Source organism: Spirosoma arboris, from assembly GCF_009754945.1.
Classification (GTDB): domain Bacteria; phylum Bacteroidota; class Bacteroidia; order Cytophagales; family Spirosomataceae; genus Spirosoma; species Spirosoma arboris.
This window is the reverse complement of the sequence record NZ_WPIN01000001.1, coordinates 188,150-208,713: the sequence shown is the minus strand read 5'-3', so window position 1 is coordinate 208,713 and position 20,564 is coordinate 188,150. Positions and strand designations below refer to the sequence as shown.

Genomic DNA, 20,564 nt, shown 5'->3' with positions numbered 1-20,564 from the left:
GATCTAACAGGGATTAAAGGGTAGGAATTAGTCTTTGAAAACGATTTTATTGTTTTGGCGCGTCAAGTTGATGTCGAATAGTTCAGTAATCATGTCCAGTACTTCATCAGCATTATGAGCCGGGAAGGAACCCGTTGCGGTACGATTGGCTAATTCTGGATCTTTTATCTCGACCTGAAAGCCGTAATTTTCCTGTAGAATGGCGGCAATTTCTTTTAGCGAGGTTCTGTCTAACGTAATCCGTTGGTGTTTCCAGGCAGACTGGATTTCGGGATTGGCGGTATGCGCCCTTGTTAGCTTACCCGAATTATCCATTGTCACTAAATCACCGGGCTTCATGATAATGGACGGTGATTTGGGTGTTTGACTCATTTGCAGCGCGACCTTACCTGTACGAAGCGTAATCTGAGATCGACGCTGGCGGGCAAAAACCGTAAACTGCGTGCCTAATACGGTTACCTGTAGTCCTTTGGGGGTAACCACGACAAAACGCTGATTAAGCGGAGAATGCTGTACCTGAAAATCAGCTTCGCCGGTTAGTTCAACGGTTCGCGTTCCATCGCCGAAACCAAAGCGGGGAAACCGTAGCGACGAATTGGCGTTTAGCGTTACCAGCGATCCATCGGTTAGTTTAACTTGTTGTGTCTGACCGTATCCAACCTGAATGGTTTTGTAAAAAATGACCCCTTTCAACCCAAATACGGAAGCTCCGATTAACGTAATCAGTACAATAGCCGCCACCATTTTATGATTATAATACGACCACCAGCCAGGATTACGGGATACCGCCAAAAACGGCTGACTTTCGGGAGCCTCCTGACTTACTCGTTCCTGCGTCCGGGCAAATGCATCCTGCCAGGATGCAGGTGCCTGCAAGTGAGCCAATTCCCATTCGTGCAACCACTGATAATATTGCTCATGATTATTCGGATTCTGTAGCCAGGCTTCAATCGCTTTTTTTTGAAGAGGTGAGATCTGACCAGCGAAATAGTCGAACAATAGATTTTTTACAATAATATCTTCCATATAAGTTATTCAGGTTGACTGTGGATGTGTATTTTACCCTTAATTAACGAGCCAGAAAAGTAGACCTACGGCGAGGACTGCCTTTCGGAGATCACTTAATGCACGAGCCATATGAGCCTCAACCGTTTTCAGAGCAAGGCCAAGTTCGGTGGCGATTTCGTGATTTTTCTTCCCTTCAAATCGGCTCAGCAGAAAGATGCGCTGGCACTGTGGCGGCAGATTATGAATGACCGACTCTATGCGCTGAAAGAGTTCATCATATTCTATCAGGAGTTGCGGACTTTCGGCACTGGGAACCTGTTCCGATAATTCAGGGGAAGTCATACTGCGCTCTTCTTTGAGCTCATGCCGGATATAGGAATAGGCACGGTTACGAACGGCTGCGTATAAGTAAGCTCTGTAAGTAATCTGGATGGAATTGAAGCTATTACTCTTCCAGAAATCGTGAAATACTTCGCAGACAATATCTTCCGCCTTCTCTTTGGTGTACACAAAGCGAAGCGCGTGACTAAACAAGGCTTGATAATAGATTCGAAATAGTGCCTCAAACCCTTTGTTTGTCGACTCGGTAAAAGCTACTCGAATCAGATGTTCGTTATCTACCACTATTGACTGTAGTTCATCGTGTCGTAGACTACTTCCTTTATGAAAAGAAGTTTCTGAAACAGAAAAGTGTTCGACTGGGCGCATTGGCTAAGGGTCAGAGAGTATTTACATGGGTGACTGATTTTATCCCATTTACCCTTAGTCGCCAGCAAAAAAAAGTAAAAATAAAACTTCGCGTAATTACATTTAATCCCTTTACATAAGCATAAAGTTTATGTTTTATAACGATTTACCCCTCCCTAGTTGCCCTAATAAAGGCAACTAGGGAGGGGTAAATCGGTCGTTTTTGTGGGAAAAAGTGTACGTTCTGTGATGGAGTAGCGACCAAATGTTTATGGAAGAAGTACTCATGTATGCAGATCATACCGTACGGCATGAGCATGCATTATATTATTTCCTGCCCCGTCAGGGGCTCAACAGCGCAGCGTCGGCAGGAAAAAAAGTACTCATTTTCTTTCGTGGTGTCAGTTTCTTAAAACTGACATGATAGGTTTCTTAAAACCTACTGGATATGCTGTCAACTTAACGAGGTTTCTCAAAACCTCGCTTGTCAGTTTCTTAAAACTGACATCACCATGGGCTTAATCTTACGACTATAGTGAGGACACAGGCTTAACTAATCAGCCCTACTCATAACTCATCTTAATGGATCGAATATCGCTTTTACCCTTATTTTCTCCCGAAATACTGACGCCAATACGAGGTGCCCGATCCCAACGGGGAAGAAAAAAGGCATTCAGTGGATCATCGGTGACGAGTTGGGGTTTACCGCCGTCCACTTCCCGGCTGAAGGTATAAAATTGTCCAGCAGCGGTATGTACCAGCAAGTTAACCGAGTGTGCATTTTCGGGTATTGTCTGAGTTTTCAGAACTGTGCGGGTGCCCTCTTTTACCTGCCAAAGCTCCAGCGATCCTTTCTGGACGCCCAAGCCAAGCCCATTGGCCGCGTCGCCATACAAACATATACTTTGGAGAACACCGGGTTGCGGATTGATGGCTGCCGAAAAGGTGTAGGTTCCTCGTTTGATAACCAGGCCGAGAAAACTTCCTATTGGGCCAGAAGTAGTATTAACCAGTTGCAAGCTACCTTCCTTAGTGCTGAAGGTTGGCTTAGGCAGGCTAACATCCCAAACCCAGGGAATTTCAGTCTTCGTGTCCTTAAAATTTAGCGTTAGGTTAGGCACTATCTTCTGGCTATCCCCCGATGGCGATTCGCTCAAAACGGGCATTTTGGTACCATAGCGAAAGGCGGGCCATTGGGTTTTATCATCCCAAACTAATTCACTTAGTACACCCTGCCGTCCCACAGACGTAAAATCGGTTCCATTGTACGCATGGTGCAGATAAAAATAGCGATTATCGGGCGTAGTGACCACCGTTCCATGACCGGGACATTTCCAGGTTTCGTTGCTAACCAACACCGGATTCCCAGCGTATTTTTCCCACGGGCCCTGGAGTTTTTCGGCCCGTGCCAGACCAACCTGGTAATTGCATCGGGGACCGCAACAGGCATTGCCCGAATAGGTCATGTAGTAATACCGACCCCGTTTAAAAATAGCCTGGCCCTCTGCTCCTCCGCTTTCCCAATTAGTACGGTCAGCGGTTAATAGCGTAAAGGCTTTGCCGGTAACTTTAAGACCATCAGCCGAGAGTTCGGCACCCAGTATCTCAATGTCCTTACCTTTGTCTAATCCGTAGGCTTTCCAGGTAATGTACAGTTTTCCAGCATCTTCCAGCACAAATGCATCAATGGCTTCGGAGGTCCATTCGATCAGCAAGCCATGGTCGGTGAAGCCCTTACGCAGATCACGGGTGCTGGCGACACCGATGTACGACCGTTTGTCTGATTTCCGACGGGCGGTATAATACACGAAATACGTACCATTTCGGTAGAAAAGCTCCGGCGCCCAGTAGCTGCCCATTGTCCACGCGGGCATCTCCTTAAAAACAGGGCCGACGTATGTCCAGTTGACCAAATCGGTCGATGTGTAGATTGGATACGGAGGGGCCCATTCCGACGAAGTTCCTGCGGCATAATACGTGCTTCCAACCCGAATAATCGAAGGGTCGGCAAAATCACCCGCAATGACCGGATTTCGGTACGTGGTACCTGTTTTCGGAGATTGAGCCGTCTGCGCCAGACATCTTGTAATGAGTAAAATAGCGGTAAGGCTACTAAAAATGAGTTTCCTCATGAGTTATTTATTTCTGAAAGGCTTCTGGGTACTGTAGCCTTTTTGACCGTGAAACCAATTGGCTGCCTGACCCGTCAGCCAAAGGTAATAGTCGGTAGGTAAATCAGCTTCGATCCCTACAAATTTTCCGTTGGCATTAAGTGGTAATTCGCCTTCTCTTTTGGTTTTGAAAATGGCCGTTCCTTCATCCACTTCATCAAACATTGCCACGTACAAACTTTGAGCTCCGGCCTGCTTTGCACCAGCCACTTGCTGCCATAGGAAATCACCTTTCAGACGTGGAATCTGATTATAAACGCCAAGATTATTTTTCAGATTCCCCCAGCTAAAACCTGGAAACACCAGCGGCACATACTCAACGTTATTCGTTTTGCACCAACTAATATCATCAACCAGCGTACTTCCCGAAACCGACGCGTAGGTTGTTGAATTATAACGCCCTACGGCCCAAGGCATTAAGATATCGGCACGTTTAATAATAGCATGAAGTAAGTCGGACTTTTCGGTATCCTTCGTCATTGTTCGCCAGTAGTACGGTACGCCGAGTAGAATTGAAATTTTGTTCGTCGGCCCTTTTAGCTGATTTACCAGCCCCTGGATGTCGGCAATGGTGTAGTTGCGGTTATCGTTAAACCCTACCCCCCAAATGGCCAGTAGTGGCTTACCATTGTGGCGCAGATAAGTCGGGTTTTCTTTATTGTCGAACAACGAAAAAAGTTGCTGCACCTCATTCCAGTCATTCACCAGCAATGCCATATCAGCTGATGTTGATCCACTAAGATCATACATGATACACAGTGCGCGCTTGTATTTTTTAGCTGCTTTTAGTGCGTTGACCAACACTTTATTAAAATGTCGCTTCCCTTTTTCTGACTTTATTTCCGACAGAAACCGCTGCATAAACACACCGTCGATACCATATTCCTTCATCCACCTGAAATGTAGATCAACACTGGTTTCATCATAAGGGCTATATACATACGCATTCTCGCCGTTGGTGTATTGAAAAGCCGTTTTGTACGTAGTAGGGTAGTCTTTAGTATCCGGCCAAAAATCGACGGAGGCAAACCCCGGCTCAAACTTACCCTGCTTCTGGTAATGGTGCCATCCTCGATCGGAGGCATCGCCCAGGGCAGTGAACCAACCTTGGTAGCCCGCCATAACTAACCCTTTATAGCTAGTATAAAGGCAGCCCGTTTCGTCGTATCTGGTTTCGGCAGTCTGGCTGTGACAGTTAAAAGCAAGTAGTAAGAATAACGGTATTACTACGTAATGAAGCCCTTTCATACCTTGTTGAGTTGACTAGTTATTGTGTGTTTCACCTGCATTTCGATGCCACCAGGAGGCAAGTACAGAACCGGTAATGTTCATCAACGGCCCGAAAATGGCTGGAGCCAGCCCAACGGTAGCCATTTTCCCCATCTCTTTGGCAATGCCGGATGCCAGTCCCCCATTCTGCATGCCTACTTCAATGGCTATGGTCCGGCAATCGCGTTCGCTCATCCCAAATAAGCGAGCCGACCAGTAACCCAGTAAATAACCACATAGATTATGAATCAATACCAGCCCAATTAGAATAGGGCCAATGGTTAGCAGACTGGTTCGGCCAGCGGCTGTAATGACAACAATGATGAACGCGATACCGAACATGGAAACGAGAGGCATGGCATCGTCGAGCCATTTGGCCTTCCCACTCAGGAATTTATTAAAGAGCAATCCAGCCCCAATAGGGAGAATAACCATTTTGATAATATCCCACATCATATGCAGCACGTCGATTTCTACGAAAGCACCTGCCAGAAGCTTCATTAACAAGGGTGTAACGAATGGCGAAATAGTGGTCGAAATGGCCGTTATCGTAATTGAAAGAGCAAGATTTGCCTTCGCCAGATAAGAGATCACATTCGATGCCATGCCGTTGGGCGAACAGCCAATAAGAATAATGCCCGCTGCGATTTCGGGCTGTAATCCGCTGATGCTGGCTAGCGTAAATCCCAGCATCGGCATAATCAGAAAGTGGCTGAAAACCCCAATGAATACGCCTTTAGGCATCTTTACGACGCCCACAAAATCCTCCGCACTCATGGACGTACCCATCCCGAACATAATAAGCTGAATCAGTGGGGTGATCAAACCCGACAGCTTAAAGCCATTCACATCAACAAAGTAGTCGGGGTAATATAAAGCAGTCGTTACAGAGGCAAAAATGATGACCGTATAGGAAAACCCCTTTAATTGCTCAAACCCTCTGAAGCCAATGGCTAACCCGATAAAAAAGGCAATAAAAAATGGCCCTGCCTGAGCCAGCGCACCCGTTAAAACCAGATATAAGGCAATAAAAAGACATACAGCCGCGAGGCTTATTAATAGCTTATAAGCATTCATAAAATCCGAACTTGTTGGATAAAGACCTGATGTCCAGGCTAATTTTGTGATGCCAGATTCTGCAATCTGGCATCACAATCAATTGAATTTCAGAATACGGTCTTACTTACGGTTTTAGAATCGTACCGTCACTCTTTCGAACGGTCCATCTGGATTTAGTACCGATGGGGTATTTAGCGGCCTCTTTTTCGTTGATATCGATCCCCAAACCAGGCGACTCACTCACCTGATAATACCCATTCTTGATGATTGGACAACCTGGAAACACTTCCTTCACTTTATCATTGAACATCTGCGACTCCTGAATACCGAAGTTCCAGACGGCAATGTCGATGCTATTGTTGGCCGCATGCCCAACGGGAGACGTATCGCCCGGTCCGTGCCAGGCGGTTCTGACGTTGAACCACTCGCCCAGGCGCGCCACTTTCATGGCTGGCGTGATTCCTCCGATCTGCGAAATATGGATGCGGATAAAATCGAAGAGGTGATTGGCCATTGGCTCTTTAAATTCGTTGATGTTATTGAACAACTCACCCATCGCAATCGGCACAGCCGTTGTCTGACGCAGTTGCTTGAACCAGTTCATATTCTCCGGTGAGAACGGATCTTCGATAAAGAAAGGCCGGTATTCTTCCAGTCCCTTAATCATATTGATCGCATCGATGGGTTCTGTCAGTTCGTGCATATCGTGCAGAAGCTGAACATCTTCCCCGCAGCGTTTCCGAACGACATCAAACATTTTAGGCACTCGTTTCAGGTAAGTTCGCTGATCCGAAAAATCATCCGTTTCCCGGCCAAAACCAGCCGCTTTAAAGTCGGGTTTAATCTCCGCCATAGCACCTACACCACCGTAGCCACCCTGCTGAATTCGAACATGCCGGAAGCCCATCTCCATAAACTGCTGCACCTTTTCAGCAATAGCCTCAGGCGTTGGGCCACTGGCGTGAGTGTATGTATCAACGGCGATCCGAGCTTTGCCACCCAGTAGTTGGTAGACCGGCATGTTCGCCCGTTTGCCTTTAATGTCCCATAAAGCCTGATCCAGTCCAGAGAGGGCATTATTCAGCACCGGCCCGTTGCGCCAGTACGAACTTACGTAAGCCGACTGCCACATATCCTCAATGTTATCGACATCCTTCCCGACGCAAAATTCATTGAGATAAATATTAATGGCTGGTATAACGACCATTGCACGCTGCGTAAAGGTGGCACAGCCCACCCCATACAAGCCGGGCTCAGAGGTTTCTACCTTTACAATCACCAGATTAGATCCGCCCGGTGCCGTTGTAATCGCCCGCACACTTTTGATCGTCACGGGAGCCATACCTACTGCATAGGCTGGCTTGGTATAGGTTTCTGCCCGCGCCTTTGGGCTATCGAAGAGACCGAAGATTCCGGCAGTAGAGCCCATCCCCAGCATTTTGAGGGCGTTCCGGCGACTAGTTTCTGATTGTGATTCTGGCTTGTTCATAAGGAGGTTATTTCAGGTAATATTGATAGGTAATCTGCCAGCTAAAACTCTTGCCGGGCGCGATATTCAGGTTGATATAAGGTTCTGGACATACGGTCGTAGACGAAGACCAGAAGACTAGTTTGCTGATCTCCCGGTCGCCGGTAACGTTTACACCGGCACCCGTTTTCGTGTTCGATACGTTTAGTTCGTAAGGAACTGACTTTCCTGCTGCCAGATCAGGGAAATACGCTTGTTCTTTTTTCTCCAGATCACGCAGGTAAATCAGCTGATTATCCTTAAACGTCAGCAAGTCGCCCATACCCCGGCCACCTTCTGGCGACAGCGTGCTAACCGGAAGCGTGACGGCATAACCTGGTCCCGTCGGTTGCTGATCGATTACGAAAAAGTTGTGATTATAGACCGTTGTTTCGATGGTTCGGGTTCCGGTATTTTTTAGTGTATGTGTAATGACCAGCTCCGGTTTTCCTTTGGTTAGTTTTAGGGTTTTCTGGTAGTCGTAGCCGTAATTAGCGTCGGTCAGTGTATGCACAAACTGAACCTGATCGGCCTTCTTCTTCACGCTCCAGCTCCCCGGATTGGCAATGGTATAGGGTCTAAATGAACTATAAGGCTTCTCATCCGGCTTTGTGATTGCCCCGATTCCGATCTTGACAAAGGACTCGCCCACTTTGGCGTCGGTAAACCCCAATGGCCCGAACTCTTCAACGGGTCCCATAATGGCGTCGTGAGTAGTAGGATTATACTTATCGAACCACTTGCCGTGATAGGTATGGCCTTTATAGTCCAGGGTTGATACCACGCCAGACCAGTCGAAGCGGGTGCCCCGGTAATAGCCGTTTTCGCCATCGGGCAGGTAAAGTTGAGCATGCACAAGACCATTCGTAATCTCCGCTCCCGGAGCTTCTAGAACAGGTTTCATACTAATGATTAAACTGGCTAAAACGCAGATGGTAAAGCAAGTGATCGTCGCTGTTTTTTTCATAGTTATTTTAGGGCAAAGGCAATGTAGTTTCCACCAATTTTCTGGCCCCGTCCACCGCCAGCAGCAATGACCACATATTGTTTTCCATCAATCTCGTATGTAATCGGTGTGGCAAAACCACCAGCAGGAAGCTGGTATTCCCAGACAACTTTGCCGGTCTTTTTATCGAAAGCCCGGATTCGTTCGTCTTTGGTACCCGCTATAAATACGAGTCCACCTGCAGTAGCCAGCGGTCCACCATAACTTTCGGTTCCCGTGATGGGGACACCCTTTTTGGTTAGTTCCGGGAATTCGCCCAGTGGTACGCGCCATAGATAGTTGCCGGTGTTTAGGTCGATGGCGTTTAGCGTGCCCCAGGGTGGTTTGATTCCAGGGTACCCCTCCTGATCGACAAAGGGTTGCCAGCTCTTGACCACATAATCTGGCACGTAGGGGAAGCCATTTTTAGGCGTTGGCGCATTCGATGAACTGCTGGCTACCTTCGCTGATCCAGCATCTGTATTGAGTAAGAAACTCACCAGTGCATCGCGTTCTTTTTCCGACAATTGCTGGAAGGAAGGCATCCGTCCACTACCCGTTTTTAGAATGGCCTTGATCTCATCGGCCGACCGCCGTTTTCCAATGTCAATCAGTGAAGGAAGTTCCTGCCCACTCCCCTTTCGGTCCTGTCCGTGACAAGCAGCACAATTATTGATATACAGCGTATTACCAGCCGTGAGGGGAGTATTTTTCTGACTCAGACTTGCCCGTTCTGCCATGATTAGCTCCCAGGGCTGGTGATTGGCGTTCTGATAGAGAATCCCATCTGGATCGACAGAGTTACCTCCCCACTCAGCCCCTCCACTGTAGCCAAAAAGTAGGGTGCCACTTGCATTTGGTGGTGTAAACTTATTGTCGGTGCGGATTTTCTGGAAACGCTCCTTTATGTACGCATGAGCTTCAGGCGAAATATCCGTAATATCGGCTTCGGTATAAACCTGGCGATTTAACGGGAGAGGCTTCAGTGGATATTTCTGAGTTGGCCAGGGGTGTTCGCCGGGCAAGCCAGTGGTTGGAACTTTGCGCTCTTCGACCGGAAACAACGAGGTTCCTTTCTCCCGATCCAGCACGTACACCAGTCCATCTTTCGTTGTCTGAACAAGAGCATCGACCAGTTTTCCGTTGTGTTTCAGCGTGATTAAGTTAGGCGGGCAGGGATGATCCCGGTCCCATAAATCATGGTGGATGGTCTGGTAATACCATTTCATTTTGCCGGTTTCGGCATCCAGGGCCATAATGCAATTGGCAAATAGATTGGTGCCTTTTCGATCACCCCCGTAGAAATCAGACGCCGGAGAGCCCGTGCCGAAATAGACAATTCCCCGTTTTTCATCCAGCGACATACCACTCCAGTTGTTCGTGGCGCCAATTTTCTTGTACGCGTCTGCTGGCCAGGTATCGTAACCAAGTTCGCCCGGTTGCGGAATGGTATGAAACACCCATTTTAGCTTGCCAGTCACCACGTCGAACGCCCGTATATGACCAGGAGCCGCATCTCCCCCTTCCGAAACACTTGAGCCAATGATAAACGTATTGTGGTACACAATGCCGGGCGATGTTGCATTGACGGATAGTTTGCTCACATCATGGTCCATATTCGTTTGCAACCCTTCGTGCAAATCAGCTTTTCCGTTGGTACCAAAGCTGGGGATTCCCTGCCCGTTTTGTGCATTCACTGCGTACAAACTAGACCCAACGGTATAGACTATACGCTTATCATTCCCATCTTCCCAATAAACAACTCCCCGATTTGAATTACGACGGTCGCTTTTCGAAGGTTCGAACCGCCAAAGTTCCTCGCCAGTCCCTGCCTTGATGGCGAATAGAATAAGCTCGGGCGTGGTGCCGTACAGGATGCCGTTTACAACAATGGGCTGGCATTGAATGGCCCGATCTCGCTTACGGCCGTTCGGATCGGGCTTTTCGGATGCGTCGTACATCCAGGCGACCTGTAAGTTCTTTACATTTCCCGCATTAATCTGGCTGAGTGGTGAGTAGCGATTATTCGCTTTATTCCCCCCATAATTCGGCCAATCCCGACCGGTGTCGGTGGTTGTGTTACGTTCCTGCATTCCAGACAGGAAGCAACCTCCCAGTAGCAATCCGATTGCGGTTACCTTACGCGTGGTTGTGGTAGAAAACGGTAAAAGAAACGTGGACATGAATTCAGGTTGTATTGATTGTCCAGCCCAATCGGCTAGTTTTTTTAAAGTATTCATTGGTACGCGAACCGTTTAGTGAATGCGCGACATCAGTACTAAAGCATCTTTATTGGTAGCATCTACCGTTAGCACTTTATGCAGGTATTTCGACGCGCCGTCTTTATTATCCATTCGAAAGTAAGCACGAGCGATCTGGTTCAAAATGAACACATTCGATGAATCCCGAGCGTATGCTTGTTGTAGATCAATGACTTGTTCGGCACTGGCTTTTACTGGACTAAGGTTGAATTGAGAGGTGTTGTTCTGAATCGCGTAATCCAGGTAAGGCATAGCCTCCACTGGTCGATCCTGCCGGAGATACAACACAAAAAGGTATCTCGCTTTATCAAACGAAGGTGCCAGCGCAAACGCTTTTTTAAAATAGAAAGCAGCATTCGCATTGTCGTTTAATTCGCCACTGAGCATGGCCGCTTTTTCGTAATAGGGCGCGTCTGTTGGATACTCCAGCGTTAAGGCTTCGGTTATTTTCTTTGCCTGTCGAAGGTCATGGATGCTGATGTGATAATCGTATGCTTTGCTCATCGCGTCGGACCAGGGAAGCTGCTTAAACGTCAGGTCATAGGCTAGTTTCTCTTCTACTGTTTTTACCGTAAATGGAGTTGCAGCCATTACCTCGCTGAACGGCCAGTTTCGTTTAAGATTAGTCACTTTATATAAGCCAGCCAATGAATCTACTTTCGTAATGGGCATAGCCTGAAGCAGTTGCGTAAGGCTCATTTCTGTTGGGGGTGGCACCGTAATAAGACGCTCTTTTTTCATTGCCTCATAGAAAGCATCCGACAATAAAGCATACCCTCTCAAATCGGGGTGAACGTGTTCCAGAATGAGTTCGTCGCCAATGATTCTATGCGCAGAATTGGCTTCAAAAACGGCCTTGGTGTCAACCAAATGGGCATTTTTATGAGTTCGGCATAACTGATTGATAATTGTATTTAATTCTGCTGGTGCTCGAAATCGCAACCCATCCAAGTCTCTGGCTTTGGAAAAATAGCGTTGCGCCTGCTTAAAATCGCCCTGCTGATACGCAAGTTGGCCCAGGTAATAATTGCATAGCGCATGGGCACTGTAGACCTGATTCGCTGCTTTTAAATAGCGATACGCTTCAGCCGTATTCTTACGATTGAGAGCGGCCAGGCCAAGAGCATAATTCGGCTTAAATCGGGGAAACTTAAGGCTGTCGACCGGAAAACTGACAAACGGTTTCAAGTCCTTTTCATTACTAACCAGATTACTGACAAAAACAGGGATGTCCCGTTTTGTCAGCAGCTCCAACGTCGCATCCATATTTGATCGGAACTGCTCAATACCACGCTTGTACAGTTCCGACTGGTACGGAATCTGTTGATCGGCCACCATCAACTTCATACGAGTGCCGCCCGAGCTTGCCTTGTTTGGCCCTACCAAGCTTTGGAGTTTTTCGTACGCGTTGGTCATCAATTGGACCATACGTAACTGCCGCAACCGAAGTATCAGGTTGACGAGTTGAGGATTACCGCCTATTTTTTCGGTAGAGCCAACCCCTAAAGCCCCGTAGTATTCATTATGACCCGTATAAATCAATACCGCATCGGGCTCATAATCGACGACTTCTTTAGCAAAACCGAACGTTGTGTACGAATTAACGGCTGTAAGGGCAATGTTGATAATCTCGAAATTACGATCAGGAAACGTATGTGTTAACCGATACTGGAGCCAACGATGAAAGGAGCCATTATGAAAATACGGGTAGCCTATCGTCGTCGATTCACCCAGTACGAAAATCCGGGTCGTGTTTTTGTCCTTTACCTTTTTAAATAATTCGACATTCCCGGTAGTTGCAATTTTCTGGTTCGTGAAATACCGTTTCGATGCGTTCGGATTCAGCACGAAAAACCGCTTATCGTCAGGGTATTCAACGAACAGGCTGACATCATATCCATAATTGAAAATCCGTAAAGCAATCTCAATAAAACAGAGTAGCAGAACCGAGATAAAAATACTGATCACCTTAAAGACTATAATCCGCCTTGGCGATTGGTTTTTAGGCTGATTATCGTCTTTTAGCTTGCTCATTGATAGATCGAGAATGCAATTTTTACCTTTCTATTTCAGTCTAAGACGTTGGTTTTGTCATTCCGACCTTAGGAGGAATCTCAAGCTTGACTTATGAGGAACTTTGAGATTCCTCCTATCGCCGGAATGACAAAAACTAATCAAATCACACTAATTCTAAATACCCTTAATACCCATCATTCTGTACCCAGGCTGGATTTCGGGCCATCTCATTCACGGGAATAGGTGCCAGGTATTTCTGGCTCACATTCGTATTGGCCGGAATTGGATTCTCTAACGGACTTCGGGATGCAATGACTTTCGGAAGCAGTTGCAGGCGGACAATGTCGAACCAGCGTACGCCAAACTCACCCGCAAATTCGTACGCTCGTTCATACACGACCGAATCCCGGAAAGCCTGTGCCGATAGGCCTGTTGTCAGATTGGGTAAACCCGCCCGCTTCCGTACCAGATTGATGGCGTTATAGCTGGCCGCAGTTGGTCCACTGGCCATAGCAGACGCTTCGGCATAGGCTAACAGCACAAGCGGGTACCGAATCACATCATACACCTTGTTGGTACTCGGATTGATGGCATTAATCGTCGTTTCGGTTTCAGAAACCCCATCGCCATTCAGACCAGCCCGGAATTTCTTGTAATACGGATGGCCCGCGTGCGTTTCGGGAGAATCCCAGGAAACCAGTTTAAACGTTTTACCATCTGGCTGGCGCAGCTTGATCGTCGTATAAAACGTGGCATCTGTCCGGCTACACTTGGGTGCGTTTTTATAGAAATTGATTTCGGGATAGTAATCATCCCAGCCACTTGACCCATTGGTAGCAATTTCGTCGAGCGGCACCGACGATGATCCGGCACTCCGCAAAGGCAGCCCACCACTCACATTATATTGGAAACCAAAAATAGACTCCGAGCTATTGTTGGTTGTAAAAACCGTGGCATAAGGCGTGTTTACGTCGTATTTGCCAGACTGCATAACTGAGTTAGCCTCGGCGGCCGCTAAGTCATAATTACTGGCCTGATTTAATGGCCAGCCGGTCATTGACAAATAAACATCGGCCAGTAAAGCTCTGGCAGCCATTTGGTTCGCTTTACCTGGCTGCCCCGGAAACGATACAGGCAAGAATTCCTTCGCTTTCTGTAAATCGTTGATAATAGCCGCGTATACTTTATCGACAGGATCTCTGGCCGGACGATCATTCACGTCAATCTGGGTCAGAATAATGGGCACTGGGCCAAAGGTTCTTACCAAATAATAATAACCCAGCGCTCGTAGGAAATATGCCTGACCAGCCGCCTGATTTTTCAGCACATCGGTCGAACTGACTTTGGCGTAGTTGGCAATTACGTTATTGGCCTGATAAATACCTTGCCAGGGCCCCTGCCACTGTGCTACCAGGCTACCGTTACCACTACCACCCGAGAGCCGGTCAAACAAGCGAAAATCCTCTTTATTCAGGCCAGGATCAGTTGTAAAATCATCGGACCCAAAATACGAGGTACTCCGGTTCGTGAAACCCCAGGCACCATCCCGAGCAAACTGAATATAAATAGCCGATACGGAAGCATCCAGATCAGCCTGGGTTTTGAAGTAGGTTCCCGGCGTCAAACTGCCTTTGGGGTCCTCGATTAGACTTTGACAGCCGCCCGTCAAAATCAGTACAACGAAAACAAGTATAAGTGAAAATTTAGTGTTCATGATTATGTTTCTTGATAGAATTCTACATCGTACAAACAGATCATTGCCTTACAAGCCCAGCCGTAATCCAACCGTATAGGTTCTTGGATTCGGAATAACGCCCATCTCCAGCCCCTGCGTAATGGCATTGGTGCCATTGGATACTTCCGGATCATAGCCGGGGTATTTGGTGATCGTGAACAGGTTCTGACCACTCACGTACACTTCCAGGCTACGAATCTTTGCCTTAGTCAACAGTTTGTCGGGTATCCGGTAGTTGAGCGACAGGTTTTTCAACTTGGTATAGCTACCGTCATACACGTATCGGCTGCTGTTGTTGAAATTCTTGCTGGTATTGCTGAACGCCGGATTATCCGTCTGGTTGCTGGAAGTCCAGATATTCAGAGCTTCGGTTGTGGTCGCGTTTCGCTGATCGCCTAAACCACCCCAGAGGTATGCCAGTGTCTGCGAGTAAATCTGGTTGCCATGCGTGCCCTGGAACATGAAGCTCAACGTAAAATTGCCATAGCTTACATCATTGATAAACCCGAATGAATACTTGGGCGTACCATTGCCAATGGGTACCCGGTCGGCTGCGGTATAGGCATGATCACCGTCGACGTCGACGTATTTTGCATCACCCGGTTTCATCCCAAACAAAGCGGCCTGATCAGCTTCGCTCGTTTTCCAGGTGCCCAGAAACTGGTAGCCGTAAAATTCACCCAACGGCCGGCCAACCCGCAGGATCGACGCACTGTTCAAAGCAGACCCAACTCCATTGACAATGACGTTGTCCAGGCCACCCAGATCAGTCACTTTATTCCGGTTAAAGGATATGTTGAAGTTGCTGGTCCAACGGACTTTACCAGTAGCAATCGGCGTACCGCTCAGCGAGAATTCGAGCCCTTTATTTTCGACACTACCGATGTTTCGCAGGTAATTTCCACCGCCTAAATAGAACGGTGCCTGATAGCTGTACAGGAGGTTCGAAATGTTTTTGTGATACGCATCCGCCGTGAACCGTAAACGACCATTTAAAAACGAGGCATCGAGACCTATGTCATATTGGGTTGTTGTTTCCCATTTCAGACTACTCGATACGGGTGAGCCGAGGGGTGTAGCAACGCTGGGCGTAGAGCCATCATAATAATAAGCGGGTTGGCTGCCTCCTGTAGTTACCTGAGCAATAGTGGCATAGGCGCCAACTGCCTGATTACCCGTCTGCCCATAGCTGGCCCGAAGTTTCAAATCAGAAAACAGTTTGGAGTTCTGAAAAAAGGATTCTTTCGATACGTTCCAACCGAGGGCAAGTGATGGAAATGTGCTGTACTTCTGGGTTAAGTGCGATGACCCATCAGTACGTACACTGGCCGTAAGGAGGTATTTGTCTTTATAGGCATAGTTCACGCGACCCATGTACGACTGCAAGGCATCGGCCGAATACCCGGACGACGTTTGCTGGGACGTTCCTAAACTTAAATTGTAATAGCCCAATGCATAGGTCGATAAACTGTTAGCCCGCGCCGTCACCGACATACCCTGTCCCTGCTGTTGCTCATACAGGGCAGTTACGGTCAGCGCGTGATCACCAAAATTCCCCTTGTAGGTCAGGAAGTTACTATTCTGAAAATTCCAGTTTCTAGAGGCATTTACCTGCGCGTACAAGACGCCATTGCCGGTTCCAGGACCAAACAATGTCTGGTTGAAGGGCGACGAAATCTGGTAGGTCGTGTTTGTCGTAAACGTAAGTCCATCCAGAATACGGTAAGTCAAAATACCCGTTCCGGCCAGGTTTGTGTTCCGACTTTCATCGAACTGACTGGTGGCACGCGCTACGGGGTTATACTGAATCGACGCATAGGGAGCTGTGAGGATAAACGCTCCAGTTGCTGGGTCGCGAACGGGCGACGTTGGGTCCCACTCCGTTGCCTGTGTAAATGGATCGGTCAGATCTCCCGAGTAGTTTGTGTTCCGGTTTTGTGGAATCACAGCCGCTACGTTAAACTTTACATTCAGGCGGTCATTGATCTTGGCGTCAATATTCGCCCGTAAGGTGGCGCGTTTGTAGTATTGATTCAGAATTAAGCCGGGTTGGTCAAGATAGTTCGCCGAAATCAGGTATTTGACATTGGCCGACCCACCCGACACATCGAGCTGGTAGTTCTGGATCAAGGGTTCCTGATGCAGTTCATTCTGCCAGTCGGTACCGCCATTTGCCTTTAGCGTTTGTAAACGATCATCCGAAAAAGCGGGGGGATTTCCGGTCGATGCAAACTGTGTATTGACCGTACGAGCAAAGTCGTAGGCATTCATCAGCGACAGTTTTTTAGGCACACTGGCCCGGCTAAACCAGGTACTGAAGTTTACTTTTGCTTTGCCCTCCTGACCCGACTTTGTGGTAATCAGTACCACACCATTCGACCCTCGAGAGCCGTAAATCGCTGTAGATGAGGCATCTTTCAGGATTTCCAGCGATTCAATATCGTTGGGATTGATCGACTCAATATTACCCCCAATAAACCCGTCGATAACATACAGCGGATCGTTGGAACCCGTAATGGAGTTGGACCCTCTGATTCGTACATTTAGCCCCCGCCCTGGCTGACCGCTGCTGCTGGCGACAACAACACCAGACGTGGTACCCTGCAAAGCCTGCTCCACCCGGACGAGTGGACGCTTAGCAATTTCCTTAGCCGATACTGTGCTGGTGGCGCCTGTTACATCACTTTTGCGCTGTTCGCCATACCCAACCACGACTACTTCCTGCAATCCCTTTTCGCTTACTCTCAACGTTACATTGAGCGTACTTTGGGAACCTACCGGAACTTCCTGGCTTTCGTAACCAACGAAACTAAAAACCAGTACAACTCCCCGCTCAGCGATATCAAGTTGAAACTGCCCCCTCGAATCGCTGGTGGTTCCTTTTTGTGTGCCTTTCACGACAATGCTTACGCCCGGCATGCCTTCTCCTTTTTCATCGGTAACCCTACCTATTATTGGCACGAGTGCAGGTTTGATAGTTTGTGCTCGATCAATCAGGATTTCCGATATTTTCTTCTCGAACTCCACCCTGGAATCAGCATTCAGACCAGTTCTCAATTCGGTTGTTGGTAAGCTGGGGTAGTTCGTTGTTTTATCCGATGCCGAGTCTTCTTTCTTTTTGATAACAATGGTTTTGCTAACAATAGAATAGCTTAATGGCTGATTTCTAAAGAGTTCGTTCAGTACAGTTTCCAGGCTGGCATTTTTCAGGTGCAGAGACACCTTGTTGCTTTTGGCCAGCAAATCTGTCTGTAGAAAGAACGAGTACCCGCTCTGTTTCTCAATCTTATCCAGAACTTTTTCGAGGGGTGTATTTCGTTCGTTAATCGAGATACGCTGACTATAGCCAGCCGCATACATATGCAGGCAGGTCGCCAGGATCAGGATACTAAGCAAGTTGAGTCGCATAACCCATTTTCGTTTCATTCCCGGACTGATATCGGCCAGGCGAGAATTGATAAGTTTACTAAGTTGTCCCCACCGCCTTGTTGAACAGAGCGGTAGGTATAAAGTAGAGGATTCCATACTTTTGTAAGGGTTTGGGATTTGATAAACGTGTCTACGCAATTGATTCGTTATTGTCTGCCTGTTTACAGGTAGGCGATCTCACCCATTAGGCCGGAAGTGCTCGCAACACATTCCGGCTTTTTTATGTGAGATAGCCTGCGGCCGATCTGAGCCTTGCCCAGTCTAGCCAATGTCGCTCATGATTTTACGGTGATTTTTCGTCCTTCTATTTTAAAGTTTACGCCACTTAATTGCAGAATTTGAAAAAACTGGGAAAGAGGAACATCGCGGGAAATCTTACCCCGAAACTTCGCATCGGATACACGGCCCTGAAAGGCGATCTCAACATCATACCAGCGGGCTATCTGACGCATAATGGTGGGCAAGTCAGTGTCTTTAAACTGAAATTGTCCATTCTTCCAGGCCACCGCTTCTTCCAGATCCACCTGAGCAACCAAATTGAGTTTAGGTTGAGTACCCAATGCTAGTTGCGCCTGCTCGCCGGGCTTAAGTACCAAGGCCGAAGCAGCTTCAGTTTTCGCGCTGTTGGCTAGCGCATAGGCCCGCGTTTTAATCACCTTTACCTTTCCTTCCAGGAGCGTAGTTTTTGTGCTGTTCTCATCAGAATAGCTATTGATATTAAAATGTGTGCCCAGCACTTCCACTATTTGCCCCGCCGACAGCACACGAAAAGGGACGCGTTCGTTAGCCTTGTTTTTAGCATGTGCGACTTCGAAATAAGCTTCACCCTTAAGCTCCACAGCCCGCTCCCGTCCCCGGAATTTTGTAGGGTATCTCAGTGACGATGCTGCATTTAACCAAACCTTACTCCCATCTGGTAATGCCACCCGAAATTTTCCGCCACGAGGTGTGGTAATGGTATTATAAATCGGAGATACCTCCTGATCCTCTGATGAACCAGCTGCTGATTGAGACAGATCGTACACTAGCTGTCCATCTGCGGTTTTTGTGATGATCATATCAGCCTGCTGGGCAATCTTGCCGTTCGTTGCGTCATCCAGATTGATTTGCGACGCATCGGCCAGGGTCAGGATAGCTTTATTGCTTCCGGGCGCAAAATCGGTAGGTTGTACGGTAACCTGAGGAGCAGGTTCTGGCTTATAAATCAGCTCATAAGCCGCTAATCCGGAAACAAGCAACAGCAGGGCAGCAACACCATAACGAGTCCAACGGTTTACTATATACGTAACAAAAGTAGGCTTAGTAAACCCCGTTTCAGTAGCTATCCGCTCCCAGGCTTCTGCTTTTCGGGAGGGTGCAAACTGGTCAAGTTCGCGATTGAGGGTTTCCTCCTGCGTTAATTTGCCAAATAGCGCCCGGTTGTGGTCACTTTGCGCGATCCAGTCCGTTAACTCGTCTTGCTCCTGACTGCTTAATTCACCTTTCAGGTATTTCGCAATCAGATCTCCCTGCCTGAAATAGCCACTATAGTCTTCCATAATGCTGCTTTACACTATAGAGACACCTGAGTCGGGAAATAGGATAAAGGGAGTATAAATTTTAATTAACTTTTTTTCGAGGCCAACAAAAAGAGACCAAAACCACATAAATAGGTTTTTTTGCAAAAAGCCGGCCACGGTTCTCGCTTGGCTTCGCCGAGTGAGGGCTATATTTTTAACGGCCTCTGGCCGGAGAATAGCCAGTTAGGTTAAAAACGGGCCAGAGGCCCTTAAACTAATAGTCCTCACTCGGCGAAGCCAAGCGAGAACAGAAAACGTTAAACGATCAAAATCACATAATATAGAACTGACGGTCAAACCACACGACCAATGGCCAGAGCGAATAGGAGCCCATATAATTCGGGCGAAAGAGTTAATCGGAGTAGTTCGAGTGCCCGGTGCTTTTGCTTCTTGACGGTATTGATTGACATGCCTAACTCATCGGCGATCTCCTGATTCTTCTTCCCTTCCAGATAACTCAGGATAGAAATCTGACGGTAATTTTCGGGAAGCGCTTCAATAGCCGAATGAATTTCGGCCATAACTTCGGAGGAAATGATAGCCTCCATAATCGTCAACTCTTCTTCTGGTTCCGAAGTCCCCTGCTGCTGCCAGTAGGCGTCGACCACTTTGCTATGCCGAATAATATTCAGGCTGGCATTACGAACTGTGGTGTATAAATAGTTTTTTACGGCACCCTTGTTTGCCAGGATAAACTCGCGCTCCTGCCAGTATTTTATAAAAGCATCCTGCGCAATATCCTGCGCCTGTGCCTGATCCCGAACGAGCTGTAGGGAAAAGTACACCAGACGATCATAGAATTCAGCAAACAGTGCGTCCAGCGCCAGAGGGTCTGGCTGTTCCACTGTTTTATTTTTTGTTGAATACATCTTCCTTAT

The 20,564-nt window shown here is 47.6% G+C and carries 14 protein-coding genes; 1 reads left to right on the top strand and 13 read right to left on the bottom strand.

All coding sequences use genetic code 11. From position 1 onward, the window contains the following. Positions 1-27 precede the first annotated feature (27 nt). Together GO755_RS00895 and GO755_RS00890 are read right to left on the bottom strand one after the other, a co-directional pair. Complete coding sequence (locus tag GO755_RS00895) at positions 28-1,026, bottom strand: FecR family protein (RefSeq protein WP_157582686.1); 999 nt, start codon at positions 1,024-1,026, stop codon at positions 28-30. A 39-nt stretch (positions 1,027-1,065) separates the two neighbouring features. Next, complete coding sequence (locus tag GO755_RS00890) at positions 1,066-1,716, bottom strand: RNA polymerase sigma-70 factor (RefSeq protein WP_157582685.1); 651 nt, start codon at positions 1,714-1,716, stop codon at positions 1,066-1,068. 250 nt (positions 1,717-1,966) lie between these two features. On the opposite strand from GO755_RS00890, the gene GO755_RS00885 reads away from it, so the two are divergent. Then, on the top strand, positions 1,967-2,119 hold the full coding sequence (locus GO755_RS00885) for a hypothetical protein (protein ID WP_157582684.1): 153 nt from the start codon (positions 1,967-1,969) through the stop codon (positions 2,117-2,119). 139 nt (positions 2,120-2,258) lie between these two features. On the opposite strand, the gene GO755_RS00880 is transcribed toward GO755_RS00885, so the two are convergent. From GO755_RS00880 to GO755_RS00830, 11 genes are all read right to left on the bottom strand, one after another. Further along, a complete protein-coding gene (locus GO755_RS00880; protein ID WP_157582683.1) occupies positions 2,259-3,827 on the bottom strand; it encodes a glycoside hydrolase family 43 protein in 1,569 nt (522 codons plus the stop codon). Between the two features lie 3 nt (positions 3,828-3,830). Then, positions 3,831-5,114 carry a glycoside hydrolase family 71/99-like protein gene (locus tag GO755_RS00875; RefSeq protein ID WP_227686822.1) on the bottom strand — a complete coding sequence of 428 codons (1,284 nt, stop codon included), beginning with the start codon at positions 5,112-5,114 and terminating at the stop codon, positions 3,831-3,833. A gap of 15 nt (positions 5,115-5,129) precedes the next feature. Beyond that, positions 5,130-6,212 (bottom strand): bile acid:sodium symporter family protein, encoded by a 1,083-nt coding sequence (locus tag GO755_RS00870; RefSeq protein ID WP_157582682.1) that lies wholly within the window; start codon positions 6,210-6,212, stop codon positions 5,130-5,132. 106 nt (positions 6,213-6,318) lie between these two features. Beyond that, complete coding sequence (locus GO755_RS00865) at positions 6,319-7,683, bottom strand: enolase C-terminal domain-like protein (protein WP_157582681.1); 1,365 nt, start codon at positions 7,681-7,683, stop codon at positions 6,319-6,321. Between the two features lie 7 nt (positions 7,684-7,690). After that, entirely contained in the window at positions 7,691-8,605 is a 915-nt protein-coding gene (locus tag GO755_RS00860; protein WP_227686821.1) for a hypothetical protein, read from the bottom strand. Positions 8,606-8,670: 65 nt separating this feature from the next. Beyond that, complete coding sequence (locus tag GO755_RS00855) at positions 8,671-10,779, bottom strand: outer membrane protein assembly factor BamB family protein (protein WP_227686850.1); 2,109 nt, start codon at positions 10,777-10,779, stop codon at positions 8,671-8,673. Between the two features lie 162 nt (positions 10,780-10,941). After that, positions 10,942-12,981 carry a GSCFA domain-containing protein gene (locus GO755_RS00850; RefSeq protein ID WP_157582679.1) on the bottom strand — a complete coding sequence of 680 codons (2,040 nt, stop codon included), beginning with the start codon at positions 12,979-12,981 and terminating at the stop codon, positions 10,942-10,944. 166 nt (positions 12,982-13,147) lie between these two features. Then, positions 13,148-14,677: a RagB/SusD family nutrient uptake outer membrane protein gene (locus GO755_RS00845; protein ID WP_157582678.1), complete on the bottom strand. Its 1,530-nt coding sequence runs from the start codon at positions 14,675-14,677 to the stop codon at positions 13,148-13,150. Positions 14,678-14,725: 48 nt separating this feature from the next. After that, a complete protein-coding gene (locus tag GO755_RS00840) occupies positions 14,726-18,223 on the bottom strand; it encodes a TonB-dependent receptor (protein ID WP_157582677.1) in 3,498 nt (1,165 codons plus the stop codon). Positions 18,224-18,402: 179 nt separating this feature from the next. Continuing rightward, complete coding sequence (locus GO755_RS00835; RefSeq protein WP_157582676.1) at positions 18,403-19,665, bottom strand: FecR family protein; 1,263 nt, start codon at positions 19,663-19,665, stop codon at positions 18,403-18,405. Between the two features lie 314 nt (positions 19,666-19,979). After that, positions 19,980-20,531 carry an RNA polymerase sigma-70 factor gene (locus GO755_RS00830; protein WP_198174724.1) on the bottom strand — a complete coding sequence of 184 codons (552 nt, stop codon included), beginning with the start codon at positions 20,529-20,531 and terminating at the stop codon, positions 19,980-19,982. Positions 20,532-20,564 lie beyond the last annotated feature (33 nt).